The sequence below is a fragment of the Desulfopila sp. IMCC35006 genome (assembly GCF_005116645.1).
Classification (GTDB): Bacteria; Desulfobacterota; Desulfobulbia; order Desulfobulbales; family Desulfocapsaceae; genus Desulforhopalus_A.
The window spans coordinates 15,745-30,481 of record NZ_SWCM01000016.1; the positions used below are offsets into that span (position 1 = coordinate 15,745).

The following is a 14,737-nucleotide window of genomic DNA, read 5'->3' on the forward strand; positions in this document are numbered from 1 at the left end:
ACTATTTCAATATTGGACGGCTGCCAGCTGGGACTTTTATCTGGCCCCCGACTTCCGGCACTGACCCTGGGAGCGTTAGTGGACCCCTGATTGTTGCGTATGGATGGACGAGTATCGTTATTCAATGTTGTTCATTCATTAAGATGATTTTCAGGGCCTGTATTACCAAAAAACAAAATCTCAAGATCAACCAAGCTCAACTCGCCGGTCTCTCTTTCTGTAAATAATAAACCAATAAAGTCTGTGATTACCACTAAAGTTCAGCTTAGAAGGTGTCTAGAGGGATATGAGATGCCCTTTGCACGGGTGTTCCGCAGCCTGGATGGCTGCGGTCAAGCCCCCAGGGACGGGTTTATGGCGTCCCGTGCAAAGGGCATCTCATATCCCGATATAGCTGAGATTTAGTCGTAATCACAATAAAGTCTGGGAGATTTTCTGTCGTGACAAGATGCAAGATCAGTTGCGACAATATACAATTTTCAATATATCGTCAAGGTCAGCCAAAAGCCTGCCGGATACTACCGGTTGCCAGGACTTTGGTTCACCATTCACTTTACAACAAAGCAGGAGAGTCAGTCGTGACCCTGCCTCTGCGACAGCAACCTTCCAGGTTGTTGTTAGCAACAGTATACACCCTAAGTGCAGGCCAATTCAAAAAAAATATCGCTTTGTTGAGAATAATCGCTATTTCTATATAAAATATGTTCTCTTTGGCTCAAGTTTTGCAAAACCTTGCGAAAGACCGGCCAAACATCACACCCCGAATCGTTTAATCGAGCCATTGCCATACTATGAATCTGTGGACCAAAAAGCATATTGTCACCCTCGCCGTCCTGGCTGCAGTCATTTTTGTCGTAGCAGCAGTGAACTATCGAATCACGCAGCATATCGTCAACAAAACCATAGCCGCCCAACAGGAAGATCTGGCTGTCAAGGCGGCAAATACCGTGGAAATGTGGCTCGAGCAGCAGATGAAAATTCTGACTGCTACGGCCGACTCGATTACCCTCTCCGATCTCGGCCAGAACGATGCGACCTTGAAACCACTGAAAATGGCCATGAAAGCAGGCCATTTCACCGATGTGTATATTGGCAGAGACGATGGGGTATTAATCGATGGCGCAGACTGGCTGCCGCCCGAAGGGTATGACCCGCGAGCTCGTCCATGGTACCGGCGCGCCAGTGAAACCGGCATGGTCAGTTTTACCACGCCCTATATCGACCTGGTCACCAATAAACTGGTGATCGCGCTGGTAAAACCGCTGATAGTCAAAGAGAAAACCGTTGCGGTCATGGGGGCTGATACGGTGCTCGACACCCTGGTACAGAATGTTTTAAACTTCAAGGTAAGCGAGACCGGCTACGGATTTATTGTCGAAAGAAACGGGACTATCCTGGTTCACCCCAATCAGCGATATGTCATGCGGGAGAAACTGCAGCATATAGAACCTGACCTGGGAGACAAGCTGGATGGCTTTATCAGCGGCAATCTCGGCACCGTGACCTACCTTGGCAACGACCGGCAGAACCACGTACTCTCCTATAGCCTGATTGCCAATTCCGACTGGTTCATGTGCGTCACTGCCCCCCGCGACGAGGCCTATTCCCTCACCCGCAAGACGACCATGATTTTTGCAACGGAGGTGGCACTCAAGGTGTTGAGTATTTTGGCCTTTATCGCCCTGGTGGTTATCGGCGGCAGCGGCCTGCTGCTGTTTTTCTTCAGCAAGCGGTACAGCACGGCAATCCAGCAGCACCAGGAAGAGTTGACCGGGATAAATAAGGATCTGGAATGGAACATTATTAAGAGAAAAGAGGTTGAGACCTACTACCAGACCCTGTTTAATGTCGCCAATGACGCGATCCTGATCAGCAAGGATTCCCGCATTACCGAATGTAACCATAAGGCTCTCGACACCTTCGGATTCCCCAAAGATATCCTGCTTGAAAAAAGCTTAATCGATATCTCACCGACGTATCAGCCCGATGGTGTGCTGAGTGACGACAAGCTCCAGGAGATCATGCAGGATTCAGAAAAAGGGGAACAGCAGGCATTCAGATGGTCGTTTCTCCGGGCCGATGGGACTGAGTTTCCTGCCTCGATAAGCCTGAAGATTTTCCGGCTGGGGGATGAGGATCTCACCTTGTCCAGCATCAGAGATATCTCCAAAAGGGTCGACGCCGAAGGACAGCTGATGCAGGCCCAGAAAATGGCGGCAGTCGGTGAAATGCTGGCAATCATCGCCCATCAGTGGCGGCAGCCGCTGAATACTCTTTCCACGTATATTTCCAGTCTGCAGGCCGCGCAGTATAACGATATGCTCAACAAATCGTTTGTCGACAAACTGGTGTCCGGCGCAAGCGGCCAGATCCATTTCATGTCGAAAACAATCGACGATTTCAGAAATTTCTTCAAACCCTCCAAGTCCAAAGGCCCCGTCGATGTACTCGAAGTGATCATCAGTGCGGTCAAGCTGATGGAAGCACAGATGAAACATGGCGGTATCTCGCTGACAGTCAATAACAAGACTAACACCAGTTCCCTGCTGGTCTTCGGCTATCGCGGAGAATTTGTCCACGTGCTCGTCAATATTATCGCCAATGCCAAAGACGCTATTCTGCAGCATGCGGAAAATGCGCCTGACGAACCGGTGGCCAAGAAAATCGAAATAACGGTCAGCACTGAGGAACAGACGGTTTTAATAACCATCAGCGACAGCGGCGGCGGCATACCCGAGCATCTGCTGCTGCAGATCTTTAACCCCTATTTTACCACCAAAGGGGCCTCCTCCGGTACGGGAATGGGGCTGTATATGTCGAAGATGATAGTGGAAAAAGAGATGAACGGTGAACTCCTGGCCGAAAATACTCCTTTGGGAGCCAGATTCACCATCAAATTGAAAAAAATGATACCAGGAAGTGCGGCATGATTACCGAGAAGATGAAACATTGTCCGATCCTGCTGGTCGATGATGAGCCGGCGGAACTGGAGGCATACAGCCTTCTGTTGAACTCCATGGGCATGAACAATGTCAAAACCCTCAGCGACAGCCGCCGGGTGCTGGCGACTCTCGAGAACATGCAGTCCCCGGTGCTGTTCCTTGACCTGAATATGCCGCATATGAGCGGGCAGGAGGTTTTGCGGGAGTTGAAGAGCAGCAAACCGCAGATCCCGGTCATCATCGTGACTGCCGACTCAGAGATTGAAACAGCCGTCGAGTGCTTAAAACTCGGCGCGCAGGACTATCTTGTCAAACCGATCGATCTCAAGATGTTCAGCTCCGCTTTGCGCAACGCCCTGGAAATTGGCTTGCTGCGTAATGAAGTCATGTCTCTCAAGGGTATTTCTTTTGGCAGCCGGGAGTATACCAACAGGGCTTTTGACCGGATTATCACTAAAAGCCCTCTCATGTTCGGCCTTTTCCAGTACATCGAGTCGATTGCCACAAGCGGCCTGCCAACGCTGATCCTCGGCGAAACCGGCTCGGGCAAAGAACTCATCGCCAAAGCTATCCACGAGGTAAGCGGCCTGCCCGGGGAATTTGTCGCAGTCGATATATCCGGCCTCGACGATGCGCTGCTCTCCGACACCCTTTTCGGCCATGCCAGAGGCGCGTATACCGGCGCTGACTCAATCAGGGCCGGGATGATCGAAAAAGCGGCAGACGGCACAATTTTCTTGGACGAGATAGGCGATCTAAGCGAAATATCCCAGGTGAAACTGCTGCGCCTGCTGCAGGAAAAAATCTATTATCCCCTGGGCTCAGACCAGCCGAAACAGTGCCAGGCGCGTATCATTACCGCGGCCAACAAAGATTTAAGCAAACTCGCCGGACAGGAAGGTGAATTCCGGATGGACCTGTACTACCGGCTCAGTACCCACCTGATCAAGGTGCCGCCGCTGCGCGAACGGAAAGAGGATATTCCCCTGCTCGTCGAACATCTGATAGCCAGCGGCGCAAAAGACATGAACAAAGCAGTACCGACCATCAGCCCGAAGGCAATGAGCCTTTTGATACAGCATCCATTCTGGGGGAATGTACGGGAATTAAAGGCCTATATTTCCGATGCCGTCGCCCGTTGCACCCATGGACACATCCAGGACCATCTTATCGCCGACAGGTTGGCCGGCGGGACCTCTCTGGGCAGAAGCGATATCGTCCGGACGAATCCGCTTGAGGCCCTCTTTGGTCACTTTCCTACCCTTGAAGAACTTGCCGACTATGCGGTTGACACTGCCCTCAGCGCAACAGACAACAACCAGAGCCAGGCCGCCGGCCTGCTCGGTGTTTCCCGACAGGCCCTGCATAAACGGTTAAAAAAGAGAAATCCCGTGTCAACCCTGGCTGACAACGTCAACCAGGGTTGACACGAAAGGTTGACATGCTTCGGCAAAACCTGACGAAACGTCGAGGACGTCGTAAAAACTCGTCGCCGGCGTCGTTGCTTGATGCGTCGGCAAAACCATCGTTAGAAAAAAATAAAATGCAATGGCACATAAATTGCTAAAAGAGCAGCATGTAGAACCATCCACGCCAACATGGGCGCAAACCAAAACCGAGAGGAACCTATGCAAATTTTACGCAGAATCGTTGTCCCAGCGCTGGCAATCTCTTTGATTGCCGGTTCGTATGCCACCGGTCATGCCGAGAATGTAAAGATCGGTAACATCATCCCCCTTTCGGGCCCGTCAGCGACACTTGGCCAACAGGGGAAAGCAGCACGTGAAATGGCGGTGGAAGAGATTAACGCCGCCGGAGGCATCAAGTCTCTGGGAGGAGCCAAATTCGAGCTGGTCTTTGCCGATTCCGAGTCTAAACCGGAAAAAGGTGTCGCCGAGGCAGAGCGCCTGATTAATACCGAAAAAGTCAATGTCCTCACCGGCTGCTGGAACAGTGCGGTAACGTATCCGACAACCGCAGTTGCCGAGCGATATGGCATTCCTTTTGTGGTTCCCGTGTCCGTTTCTGATAAAATCACCGACCAAGGCTTTAAGACCGTCTTCAGGATTGCCGCCAAAGACAGCTGGTGGACCCGTGACCAGTTCGCTTTCCTGAAGGATATGGAAAAAGAATTCGGCACCAAGGTCGAGCGTCTGGCCTTTGTTTACGAGAATGGCGACTGGGGAAAAGGCTTTGCCGGACAGTGGAAAAAACTGGCCGAAGCAGGCGGTTATAAGGTCGTCCTGGATGAGCCGTATCCGTCAACCGCAACCGACCTGAGCCCTGTGGTCCAGAAGATCCGTCGGGCCAAGCCTGATGTGCTGCTGCTGGTCTCCAACGCAGCCGATGCCATTCTGCTCACCAATACTCTCGCGGATTATAAAGTTAAATTAAAAGCCATCATCGCCAGCGGCGGCGGCCATGCCGATCCGTCATTTCTCAAAACCACCGGCAAAAATGCCCAGTATCTGTTTGATATTGTTGAGTGGGAAACGGACGTCAACAAACCGGGCGCCAAAGAAGCAAACGATAAATACAAAGCCAAATACGGCCAGAATCTGACCGGGGAAGCAGTCGACGCCTATGTTGCAATGTACGTGTTGAAAGATGCCCTGGAACGTGCGGCGTCCCTTGATCCAGAAAAAATAAGAGAAGCGCTTGCTGCCACCAACCTGTCTTCCGGTCCCGGTATGATTGTCGGTTACGATTCGGTAAAATTTGACAAAACCGGCCAGAACGAAAACGCCTCGCTGGTCATGGTCCAGGTGAACGATACAGGCAAAGGGCTGGAGCGAATCACCATCTGGCCAAAATCTGCACGTCGGGCCGGTTACACTCCTGTTTTCCCGATGCCCAATAAATAAAAGTATGTAGTTCCATTCATACCGGAGCAGGGGCACATCCCTTGCTCCGGATGCTTCCTTTTTTTGTATTTTCAGGGAGACAGTCATGTATTACATCATTGAGGACACCATCAACGGCATCCTTATGGGATCTATCTATGGCTTGACGGCCATGGGGCTGACCATCATTTTCGGGGTACTGAAAGTGGTCAATTTTGCCCATGGTTCAATGTTAATGGTGGGAATGTACCTGGCCTACTGGGCAGTGACCCTTTCCGGTATGCACCCCTATCTGGCAATCGTCCTCGTTGCCCCGGCCATGTTTCTGTTCGGCTACACCCTGCAGAATTTTGTCATAAAACCGATTTTCATCGCCGAAAAGAATGTGCGCGAACCCCTCACCGTCATCATCGTGACCACGGGAATCTGGTATATTCTGGACAATCTGACCCTGCTCATTTTTGGGCCGCAATATCGTTCCCTGGCCGATAACCCGCTCAATGGACAAATGCTCGAAATCGGTGAGATGTTCATCTCCGTGCCGAAACTGTACGGCTGCATCACCGCTGTAATCACCGCTCTTGGCGTTTACTGGTTCTTCCAGAAGACCGACATGGGCCGGGCGATACGGGCAACGAGCATGGACAGGGAAGCGGCCAGCCTCATGGGGATCAATCAGTACAAAATTTATAATGTGGCCTTTGGTATCGGTGCAGCTACCGCCGGGATTGCCGCGGTGACCCTGGTCCCGTTTTACAATGTCTTTCCAACGGTAGGTGTCCTTTTCGATATCAAAGGTTTCATTATCGTCGTCCTCGGCGGGCTCGGTTCCATCGGTGGAGCATTGGCCGGCGGTATAATTATCGGCATAATAGAATCTGTCGGGCCTCAGTTTATGACGGCCACCTGGACCGAGGCAATTGTCTACGGACTCTTTCTAGTCGTTCTTTTCGTCAAGCCTTCAGGGTTATTTGGCCAGAAACATGACTGGTAACCGATAATACGAGGACACATTTCGATGAATTACAAAAACATAAATAAAGTGGCCCTGGTAGCAATCCTGCTTATCGCCTTCGGCCTGCCGCTTGTTATCCGCAGTGCGACCTACCTGCATATCCTGGTGCTGTTATTTTTCTATGCTTACCTGACCACCAGCTGGAATCTGGTGGGTGGTTTTGCAGGCGTTCTGCCGCTGGGTCATGCCGCATTTGTCGGCATTGGTGCCTACACCTCGACGATCCTTTTCCTGCAATATGGCATCAGTCCCTGGATCGGCATGCTGGTCGGCGGCGTGCTTGCCACCATCGCCGGAATATTGATTGGTCTGCCGACATTTAAAATGCGCGGGGCATACTTTGCTCTTGCCACCATTGCCTTTGCCGAAGGATTCAGAGTAATAGTCGAGAATATCGACTACATTGGCCCCTTCAAGATCAACGGCCCACGCGGCCTGCAGATCCCGCCGCTGGATATTGGCCTTGCCAATTTCATGTTCGCCAGCAAGGAGCCCTACTATTATATCATTCTCATCATGCTCGTTGCAGTGGTGGTATTGACCTATGTTATCTCCCGCTCCAAGCTCGGCTATTATCTCAACGCCGGCGGAGAGGAACCGGAGGCGGCAATGGCGCTCGGGGTAAACGTGGCGAGGGCAAAACTGATCGCCATGGCGATGAGTTCCTTTCTTACCGCAATGGCCGGCACGTTTTACGCCCAGTTCACCCTCTATATTCACCCGAAGTCAATAATCTCTCTGGATTTATCGTTCGAGATCGCCTTTATCGCCCTGATCGGCGGACGCGGCTCGATCGCCGGACCGATCCTTGGTGCACTTTTACTGCGGCCGGTAGGCGATTTCTCCCGTATCTACTTCGGGGATACCCTGCCGGGTATGCATCTTATCATCTTCGGCCTGGTCCTTATACTGGTCATGCATTACCAGCCCCGAGGCCTGCAGGAGCCGCTCACCCGGCTCTATAACAACCTGATACGGCGTATAACTCACAATACAACCGGGAGATAGGACAATGGTTCTTCTTGAAGTGCGAGGTATGACCAAAGAGTTTGGGGGGCTGCGGGCCATCGATTCCCTGGATCTGACTATAGAAAAGGGACAGATATTCGGCCTGATCGGCCCAAACGGCGCGGGAAAATCAACCGCATTCAATTGTATCGCCGGGGCCTTTGCACCAACTGCGGGTGTCATAACCTTCAACAATGAAACAATAAACGGCCAGAAGCCATGGAATCTGTGCAAGAAGGGGTTGGCCCGAACCTTTCAGATCGTCAAGCCTTTTGCCTCGAAAAGCGTGCTGTACAACGTAATGGTGGCCAGTTTTGCCACAACCAACAGCCGCCAGGTTGCCGAGGAAAAAGCCATCAAGGTTCTCGAATCCCTTAATTTTGCTGACAAAAAAGACATCCTGTCTTCAAACCTGACCATCGCTGACCGAAAAAGACTGGAAATAGCCAGGGCCCTTGCTACGGAACCGAAGCTGTTGCTCCTTGATGAGGTTATGGCCGGGCTCCGGCCCAACGAGGTGGACGAGATGGTCGAGGTCTTGAAAAAAATCCGCGAACAGGGGACGACCATTTTTGTCATTGAGCATATCATGCGCGCCATCATGGCCCTGTCCGATCGGATTGTGGTGATTCAATTCGGCAAAAAAATTGCTGAAGGCACCCCGAAAGAAATCGCCAACAACGAAAATGTTATCAAGGCTTACCTGGGAGAAGATTATGTCGCTGCTTGAAATTAATAACATCGACGTTTCCTATGGCGATGTTCAGGTCATTTTCGATCTGTCACTCAAGGTTGAAAAAGGCGAGGTTGTCAGTATCATCGGCGGCAATGGAGCAGGAAAGTCGACTTTATTGCGGGCGATCTCCGGCTTGATGCCCGCGTCCTCGGGAACCATTGCCTTCCATGGCGTCCCGATCCAGGCGGAACCTCCAGAGAACGTCGTTGCCAGCGGTATTATTCACGTCCCTGAGGGACGACGGCTGTTTTCGCTGATGAGCGTCAAGGACAACCTGCTGGTTGGCGCCTATAATAAACGTGCCAACAAGGATGTGGCTGAGACACTGAAAAATGTTTACAAGTTGCTGCCTCGGCTGCAGGAAAGAGAAAATCAGATTGCCATGACCCTTTCAGGCGGCGAGCAGCAGATGGTCGCCATCGGCCGCGGCCTGATGGGACAGCCCCATCTGCTCATGCTTGATGAACCGTCACTCGGCCTCGCGCCCATTCTGATAAAGGATATTTTTGAAACTGTCCGCAAGATCGCCGATCAGGGCACAACGGTCCTCATGGTCGAACAGGATGTGAAACATTCCCTCAGTCTCAGTGATCGCGGCTATGTATTGGAACATGGCCGGGTGGTCATGGAGGGCAAAGCGGAAGATCTCATTGACGATCCCCATATCAAAGAGGCTTATTTGGGGATATAGTGAGATTAGTGAATTAGAAAAACGTATCTTGTGCTTTCTACAAGATACGTTTTTCGTGAATGAACTTATCCCGCGAATCTTTTGGGCGGGATTAGTGACCAATTGCCAATGCTCTTGTGCCCTTTACAAGATAATTATTTCGTGAATGAACTTATCCCGCAACGTTTTTAGGCGGGATCACTACTTTGCAAAACAACTTATCCCCCAAATCTTTTAGGCGGGATCACTACCTTGCAAAACAACTTATCCCGCAAATCCCTTGGGCGGGATTGGTGAGTTAGGGATAATTTTTCTAATGCTTTCTACAAGTTAATTATTCAACAAGTTCCCATGCACCGCATGGGAACCAGCTGCACCAGCGTCTCACCGCAACTCACTAAATTCCCCTTCCCTATACGCCTTGATGAAATTGATAACCTCTGTCTTTATACCATCGCGCATGATTCTCGTTTGCTGAATCCTGTCAATACGGCTTTCCACAATTTTATCAGGGTCGGAATGCCCCCAGTGTAACCGCAGCAATTGGCCAGGAAAATCAGGACATTTCTCATCCAACCGTTTTGAGCAGATCGTGATCACAATGTCATACCGTTTCCCCTTTTCGAACAAGTCGAAAACCGAGCAGGGGCTGTCGCAGTTTGACAGATCAAAACCATCCAGTTTCATTATTATCGTAACCAGCGGATTCAAAGGTCCGGGCTCAAAGCCGGCACATTCAACGGTAAAATAATCACTGCCAAGAGCCTTGAGGTATGCCTTGGCTATCATGTTTTTGCCGAAGTTGTAATCGGAAACTATGAGTACATCGAGCATGGCTATCTCTTTTAGGTGAAATAAAAATGATACGTGTCTGGATAGAAAATAATTATTTAGAACACAGAAGCCATACCGGTGAGAGACGATATGTCCTCTTGTTTGCCTGCCCCGGCCACTATTGAATAAACGGCTCTCGCATCGTCACAAATTCTTCAGCACTGCTGGGATGAACGCCGACTGTACGGTCAAATTGAGTCTTGGTTGCACCGGCTTTCAAGGCGACGGCGAATCCCTGAATAATTTCCCCGGCATCCGTTCCCACCATATGCACCCCCACAACCCGGTCGGTACGGCCGTCGACTACCAGTTTCATCAATGTTCGTTCCTCAATCCGGCCAAGGGAATATTTCATCGGTCGGAAAACCGATTTATAAATGACCACGTCGTCATATCGCTCCCGTGCCTGAGCCTCGGTGAGACCAACAGTGGCAAGCGGAGGTTGACTGAAAATTGTCGTGGGAATATTGGTGTAATCCATAATACGATCCTCCCCGCCAAAATGATTGGCGGCAAAGATGCGGCCTTCATGAATGGCAACCGGAGTCAGATTGATTCGGTCGGTTACATCGCCTATGGCATAAATATTTTCAATTGAGGTCCGCATCCGTTCATCAACGGCAATGGCCCCCGCACTGTTTACCTTTACCCCGATATCATGCAAACCCAGGCCGTTGGAATTGGGTCTGCGTCCGGTGGCAAAGAGTATCTGATCATAGGTTTTACTATCGCATTCCTTGCAGATAACACGCAGCCCTTCCGCCGTTTTCTCGATTTTATTGACGTGGGACGCGCACAAAATAATAATCCCTTTTTTCACCTGCTCAGCGCGCAGATGTTCCGCGAGATCGGCATCGAATCCGCGCAGAAGACGAGCGCTGCGTACCACAAGGGTTACCTCAACGCCGAGCCCATGAAAAATCCCGGCAAACTCCTGGGCAATATAGCCGCCACCAATAATCGCTATTTTCCTGGGTAATTTTTCGAGTAAAAAGGCGTCATCGGAGACAATAACATGTTCTCGTCCGGGAAATTCGGGGACAAACGGAGAACCGCCGGTGGCAATCATGAACCGGTCGGCAGTAATAGTCTGACTGCCGACCAGCACGGTTTTGGCATCGAGAAAACGAGCCGCATCCTGATAAACATGGACATTGAATTTTTCAAGAAGACCATCGTAGATGCCGTTCAGACGCCGGAGCTCCGCCTGCACACCGTCGCGAAACTCCGCCCAGTTAAAAGTGGCTTTCTTGCTTGACCAGCCCAGACTTTCGGCATTGCAGATGTCTTCAGCAACGTGTGACGCATACACCAGAAGCTTTTTCGGCACACAGCCCCGGTTCACGCATGTCCCGCCCAGCCGGTCGACTTCTGCCAGACCAACTTTTGCGCCCAGCGCCGCCGAAGTCCTGGCACAGGCAACTCCGCCTGAGCCGCCGCCAATCACAAACAGGTCATAATGTGGCATATCATTGCTCCGAATGTAGTTTTGCTGCACGCAGGCATCGCCAAGGTTATCGTTCGCCTGGTGGAAAAAATCTCCCTGAGATACGAATAATAATCATCCTTTACCGCAGATTTTCAACAAAATGGCGTTCTGGGCATGCATACGGTTTTCCGCTTCGTCAAAGACAATCGACGCTGCGGATTCAATCACCGAATCGGTGGTTTCCACGCCCCGCTCCGCCGGCAGGCAATGCATGAACAAGCTCTCTTTGCCGGTTGCAGCCATCAGTTCATCGTTCACCTGAAACCCCTTGAATCGTTCTTTTCGTTGCTGGGCTTCTTCCTTCTGCCCCATCGAGGCCCAAACATCGGTATAGACGATGTCGGCACCCTGCACCGCTGTCCTGGGGTCGTGGCTGATCTCTATCTCGGACAAACCGGCCTGCCTGGTTTCGGCAAGCGTTTTGCTGTCCGGCTGGTAGCCTGGCGGGCAGGCGCAGACAAAGTGCAGCGGAAGGCGCTGGGCCAATCGCAGCCAGGAGTGGACGATATTATTGCCGTCCCCCACATAAGCTATTTTGAGATCACGAAAGTGACCGCGATGCTCAAGGATGGTGAACATGTCGGCCATTATCTGGCAGGGATGGTTGTAGTCCGTCAAGCCGTTAATGACCGGTACTGAGGAATATTGGGCCATCTCCAGGACATGATCGTGGGAGAACAGTCGGGCCATTATCACGTCATTGTACCGTGCCACCACCCTGGCAATGTCTTTAACCGCCTCACGTTTACCGATCGAAATATCCGACGGCCCCAGGTAGAGGGCATGGCCGCCCATGCGGAAAAACCCGGTTTCAAAAGAGATACGGGTACGGGCCGAGGGTTTGGCAAAGATCATGGCCATCGTGTGATCCTTGAAGGGCTTATAATCTTCGCGGGCCTTAAAGCGTGCTTTGACCTCCCGGGCCAGAGCAAAGGTTTCGTGGATCTCGTCGGCGGTAAAATCAGTAATGTGTAAAAAATCGCGTTTCAAAGTTATTCCTCCAGATACGTGCAAAAAACGTTTCAGTGCAAAAAAAAAGAAACACCTTACCAGATTTTCCTCATTCTGACACGATGCTTCTTTCCCCGTCCCGATCAAGATATTTTGTGTTTTTTTCGGGGACTCGCTTAATCAACTGCAGTGTATTTGCGATTTCCATACAATTTTTTAGTTGTCATACAAAAAAGTTGACACTATAAAGAAAACATGAAACGGCATACTCTCGAACTCTTAACAAATCTGGCAAAGGGTATCACCAGCGTTTTCGGTGATCGATGCGAGGTTGCAATCCACGATTTCAGCAACATTAAAAGTTCGCTGGTCTATATTGAGGGTAATATCAGCAGACGCAGGATCGGCTCTCCCCTTCCCGATATGCTGTATCGGTTGTTGAAAGAGTTCGGCGACGACGCTCCCGATAAATATGGCTACAAAAGCACCACGCGAGACGGGAAGATACTAAAATGTTCGACCAACATGGTCCGTGACGAGCAGGGCAAACTCGAGGGGTGCCTGTGCATTAACTTCAACGTCACCGATTTCTCCTTTTTGGCCACGGCTTTTAACGATTTCACCTTTCTTGCCACTAAAAACACCAACGGTGCTGACAATAAAGCCACCCAGGACGATCTGCCAAGCACCTTTGCCGAAACCATGGAATCAGCGATAGACTTCGTCGTTGCCGAACAGGGCAAAGCACCTGCCGTGCTGAAAAAAGCTGACAAGCTGGAGATAATGCAGAAATTGGATACTGACGGTGTCTTCATGATCAAGGGGTCGGTTGACTATATCGCCAGAGTCTTTGGCGCATCACGCTACACCATATACAACTATCTCAAGCAGATCAGGAATGCATCAAGATGATGGAAAATTATACCCGAAGGACACTTCCTGCGGGCAGACGATGAAGTAGATAAAGATTGCTATGCCCTTTAGGTGGTTTTTACAACGCCATCAATACTAGATAATGAACGGGAGAAAATATCCAATGTCTCAATTAGATTTTGCGAAAATAAAGCAACTGGCGGAACAATATAAACCGGCAATGACGGCCTTTCTGCGGGATATGGTCGCCATCCCCAGCGAGAGCTGCGATGAGAAGGGTGTTGTCGCCAGAATTCAGCAGGAAATGGAAAAAGTCGGCTTCGACAGGACAGAGATCGACCCCATGGGCAATATCCACGGGACAATCGGCCACGGCAAACACATCATCGCTCTCGATGCCCATGTCGACACCGTCGGGGTCGGCAATAAAGACAACTGGGAATTTGACCCCTACCAGGGATACGAGAACGACGAGGAGATAGGCGGCCGCGGCACCAGCGACCAGGAAGGCGGCATGGCAGCCATGGTCTACGCCGGAAAGATCATCAAGGACCTCGACCTTACCGGCGATTATACCCTGGTGGTTGTCGGATCGGTTCAGGAAGAGGACTGCGACGGCCTGTGCTGGCAGTACATTATCAAGGAAATGGGCCTGAAACCTGAATTTGTCGTCTCCACCGAACCGACCGACGGCGGCATCTACCGCGGTCAGCGCGGACGCATGGAAATACGAGTCGATGTTGCCGGGGTCAGCTCCCACGGTTCCGCGCCGGAACGCGGTGTCAATGCCATCTTCAAGATGGGCAGAATCTTAGGCGAACTGGAAGAACTGCATCAGCGGTTGATCACCGATGATTTCCTGGGCAAAGGGTCGCTCACCGTGTCGGAAATTTTTTTCACCTCCCCTTCGCGCTGTGCCGTGGCCGACGGCTGCTCCATTTCCGTCGACCGAAGGCTCACCGTTGGCGAGGATGGTCCCTATGCCCTGCAGCAGATCCGCGATCTTCCGGCGGTAAAGGCGGCGGGAGCCAAGGTCTCCATGTACAGCTATGACCGGCCTTCCTACACCGGCCTGGTCTATCCCACGGAATGTTATTTCCCGTCATGGGTCCTGCCGGAAGACCATCCAGTGACCAAGGCGACCGTCGCCACCTACAAAGGGCTTTTCAACCAGGAGCCGCGCGTTGATAAATGGACTTTTTCGACCAATGGCGTCTCCATCATGGGCTTGCTCGGCATTCCCTGTATCGGTTTTGGCCCGGGAAAAGAAGCCCAGGCTCACGCCCCCAACGAAAAGACCTGGAAAGCGGACCTGGTTCGCTGCGCTGCTTTCTATGCCGCACTGCCGCTCATCTACCTCGGCAACAGGGAGTAAT

At 51.3% G+C, this 14,737-nt stretch carries 12 protein-coding genes; 9 read left to right on the top strand and 3 right to left on the bottom strand.

Annotated elements, in window-relative coordinates; all coding sequences use genetic code 11:
* The first annotated feature begins 791 nt into the window (after positions 1–791).
* From FCL47_RS20500 to FCL47_RS20530, 7 genes are all read left to right on the top strand, one after another.
* A complete protein-coding gene (locus FCL47_RS20500; RefSeq protein WP_136815591.1) occupies positions 792–2,930 on the top strand; it encodes a cache domain-containing protein in 2,139 nt (712 codons plus the stop codon).
* A complete protein-coding gene (locus FCL47_RS20505) occupies positions 2,927–4,369 on the top strand; it encodes a sigma-54 dependent transcriptional regulator (RefSeq protein ID WP_136815592.1) in 1,443 nt (480 codons plus the stop codon). Before FCL47_RS20500 ends, FCL47_RS20505 begins: the two co-directional genes overlap by 4 nt.
* Positions 4,370–4,570: 201 nt before the next feature.
* Positions 4,571–5,806: an ABC transporter substrate-binding protein gene (locus FCL47_RS20510; protein WP_136815593.1), complete on the top strand. Its 1,236-nt coding sequence runs from the start codon at positions 4,571–4,573 to the stop codon at positions 5,804–5,806.
* Between the two features lie 85 nt (positions 5,807–5,891).
* Positions 5,892–6,779, top strand: a complete 888-nt coding sequence (locus FCL47_RS20515; RefSeq protein ID WP_136815594.1) for a branched-chain amino acid ABC transporter permease — start codon at positions 5,892–5,894, stop codon at positions 6,777–6,779.
* Positions 6,780–6,803: 24 nt separating this feature from the next.
* The gene (locus FCL47_RS20520) at positions 6,804–7,808 is read left to right on the top strand and encodes a branched-chain amino acid ABC transporter permease (protein WP_136815595.1); all 1,005 of its coding nucleotides are present in this window, start codon (positions 6,804–6,806) and stop codon (positions 7,806–7,808) included.
* A gap of 4 nt (positions 7,809–7,812) precedes the next feature.
* Positions 7,813–8,538, top strand: a complete 726-nt coding sequence (locus tag FCL47_RS20525; protein ID WP_136815596.1) for an ABC transporter ATP-binding protein — start codon at positions 7,813–7,815, stop codon at positions 8,536–8,538.
* Entirely contained in the window at positions 8,525–9,235 is a 711-nt protein-coding gene (locus FCL47_RS20530) for an ABC transporter ATP-binding protein (protein WP_136815597.1), read from the top strand. Before FCL47_RS20525 ends, FCL47_RS20530 begins: the two co-directional genes overlap by 14 nt.
* A 363-nt stretch (positions 9,236–9,598) precedes the next feature.
* Here the strand turns inward: FCL47_RS20530 and FCL47_RS20535 are convergent, their stop codons facing one another.
* From FCL47_RS20535 to argF, 3 genes are all read right to left on the bottom strand, one after another.
* Complete coding sequence (locus tag FCL47_RS20535) at positions 9,599–10,048, bottom strand: arsenate reductase ArsC (protein ID WP_136815598.1); 450 nt, start codon at positions 10,046–10,048, stop codon at positions 9,599–9,601.
* Between the two features lie 118 nt (positions 10,049–10,166).
* Positions 10,167–11,516 (bottom strand): glutathione-disulfide reductase, encoded by a 1,350-nt coding sequence (gene gorA / locus FCL47_RS20540; RefSeq protein ID WP_136815599.1) that lies wholly within the window; start codon positions 11,514–11,516, stop codon positions 10,167–10,169.
* 93 nt (positions 11,517–11,609) lie between these two features.
* Complete coding sequence (gene argF / locus FCL47_RS20545) at positions 11,610–12,527, bottom strand: ornithine carbamoyltransferase (RefSeq protein WP_136815600.1); 918 nt, start codon at positions 12,525–12,527, stop codon at positions 11,610–11,612.
* A gap of 216 nt (positions 12,528–12,743) precedes the next feature.
* Between argF and FCL47_RS20550 the strand changes: the two genes are divergently transcribed.
* Positions 12,744–13,400 carry a transcriptional regulator gene (locus FCL47_RS20550; protein ID WP_136815601.1) on the top strand — a complete coding sequence of 219 codons (657 nt, stop codon included), beginning with the start codon at positions 12,744–12,746 and terminating at the stop codon, positions 13,398–13,400.
* A gap of 124 nt (positions 13,401–13,524) precedes the next feature.
* Entirely contained in the window at positions 13,525–14,736 is a 1,212-nt protein-coding gene (locus tag FCL47_RS20555; RefSeq protein ID WP_136815602.1) for a YgeY family selenium metabolism-linked hydrolase, read from the top strand.
* The last annotated feature ends 1 nt before the right edge of the window (position 14,737 follow it).

Coding starts and splice junctions, on each gene's coding strand:
- FCL47_RS20500 (WP_136815591.1), top strand. CDS start 792: ATGAATCTGTGGACCAAAAAGCATATTGTCACCCTCGCCGTCCTGGCT.
- FCL47_RS20505 (WP_136815592.1), top strand. CDS start 2,927: ATGATTACCGAGAAGATGAAACATTGTCCGATCCTGCTGGTCGATGAT.
- FCL47_RS20510 (WP_136815593.1), top strand. CDS start 4,571: ATGCAAATTTTACGCAGAATCGTTGTCCCAGCGCTGGCAATCTCTTTG.
- FCL47_RS20515 (WP_136815594.1), top strand. CDS start 5,892: ATGTATTACATCATTGAGGACACCATCAACGGCATCCTTATGGGATCT.
- FCL47_RS20520 (WP_136815595.1), top strand. CDS start 6,804: ATGAATTACAAAAACATAAATAAAGTGGCCCTGGTAGCAATCCTGCTT.
- FCL47_RS20525 (WP_136815596.1), top strand. CDS start 7,813: ATGGTTCTTCTTGAAGTGCGAGGTATGACCAAAGAGTTTGGGGGGCTG.
- FCL47_RS20530 (WP_136815597.1), top strand. CDS start 8,525: ATGTCGCTGCTTGAAATTAATAACATCGACGTTTCCTATGGCGATGTT.
- FCL47_RS20535 (WP_136815598.1), bottom strand. CDS start 10,048: ATGCTCGATGTACTCATAGTTTCCGATTACAACTTCGGCAAAAACATG.
- gorA (WP_136815599.1), bottom strand. CDS start 11,516: ATGCCACATTATGACCTGTTTGTGATTGGCGGCGGCTCAGGCGGAGTT.
- FCL47_RS20550 (WP_136815601.1), top strand. CDS start 12,744: ATGAAACGGCATACTCTCGAACTCTTAACAAATCTGGCAAAGGGTATC.
- FCL47_RS20555 (WP_136815602.1), top strand. CDS start 13,525: ATGTCTCAATTAGATTTTGCGAAAATAAAGCAACTGGCGGAACAATAT.